This window comes from Corynebacterium pacaense (assembly GCF_900169525.1).
GTDB lineage: Bacteria > Actinomycetota > Actinomycetes > Mycobacteriales > Mycobacteriaceae > Corynebacterium > Corynebacterium pacaense.
The window spans coordinates 1-1,295 of record NZ_LT821235.1; the positions used below are offsets into that span (position 1 = coordinate 1).

Genomic DNA, 1,295 nt, shown 5'->3' on the forward strand with positions numbered 1-1,295 from the left:
GCGATGCACTCATTGCGGAAAGGGCAAGGCACGATGTTTGCCCTCACGGGCAACCGAACCCGGACGCGGTGATCGTCAACCGGGTCTTCGAGACGGCCTAACAACGCCCACACGCAGCGGCCATCAGAGAATGAGAAACTGAGTTTTTGCGGCTCTCCCCCCCAACTTTGCAACAGCACCCGGCGGGTTATTAGTTGGGGGTTAAATGGGGGTTTCGTCTCCCAGCAGTGTGATAGTTGTACTGTATGCCGAAAAAAGACGGAACAAATCTGCCTGCTCTGCCCACGCCGACAGTGATCGTTTACCAGAACGCTGATTTCGTTTTGGGACTCCTCCAAGAGATCTATCAGGTTGGAATCCTAGAATCCACAGAGACTGATATCGCCTCGACAGCCTCTAAGAGCAGCGGATCATCCGGCAAAGCAGACATATCCGGTGGAGGAAAGCTTAGCCTCCCATTCGTCGGCAATGCTGATCTCAAAGCAACCGGAGAACATGTCCGGGAGCAGGCGAAGAATGATGAGAATGCGGCAGCAGATCGCCGGAAATTCGTTTACTCCCAGGCCTACTACATGGACCGGGTTCGGAATGGCCTCCGCGCCTATAAGCAGGTACGACCCGTCAAATCCCTTGCAGACGCAGAATCGATCAAGGTCGGCGAATTCATTGAGTTCGAAGCCACGTTCACTGCGAATGAGGCTAATGCAATCCTCGATATCCTCACACCAGAACTGATTGCCGCGATTACTCACTATCTCCGTAGAGCTGAAGGGATCAAGGAAATACGCGAGGTTTCAGACAATCTGAAGGAAAACGACGATGAAATTTCTGTGGATAAGATTCACAAGATTAGGGCGATTTATGAAGTAGAAGCCCAAGACCAGGCCGATCTCGCTGAAGCAGTGGCTGCTGCCGTCAGGACAGACTTCCGGAGCGATAAAACCAAGGAATTTTACGCCACTATCGGCCAGGGCAACGAAAAACTTACTGCAGTCACTGTCTGTGAGGCAGAATATTTCGTGTCGAAGGACTCAGACCGTCTCCTTGATGGTCGATTTACTGTGCTGGCAAAGGTCATCGCCGATGCCAGCCAGGACGTGCCAGTTCTCGCCAAAAACAAACTTCTGCATCGACTCAATATCAAAGCTGTCGAAAAAGCTTTGAACCCTGAACCGGCCCGGGTTCTGTGCCGCTTCTATGCGGGGAGCGACTCCTCGGTGAGGGCCGCGTAGTAGGTCGCCTCGAACTCGTCGGGGCTGACCATTCCAAGGCTACCGTGAAGCCTTCGGTTGTTG

1 protein-coding gene and 1 pseudogene are annotated in these 1,295 nt (G+C 53.1%); both read left to right on the top strand.

The annotated features are described in order from the left end of the window. Positions 1–101 (top strand): annotated as a pseudogene (locus B7E02_RS00190) (IS6 family transposase); the annotation flags it as partial. A 144-nt stretch (positions 102–245) separates the two neighbouring features. After that, positions 246–1,232 (top strand): DUF6414 family protein, encoded by a 987-nt coding sequence (locus tag B7E02_RS00195; protein WP_143336571.1) that lies wholly within the window; start codon positions 246–248, stop codon positions 1,230–1,232. Positions 1,233–1,295: the final 63 nt, after the last annotated feature.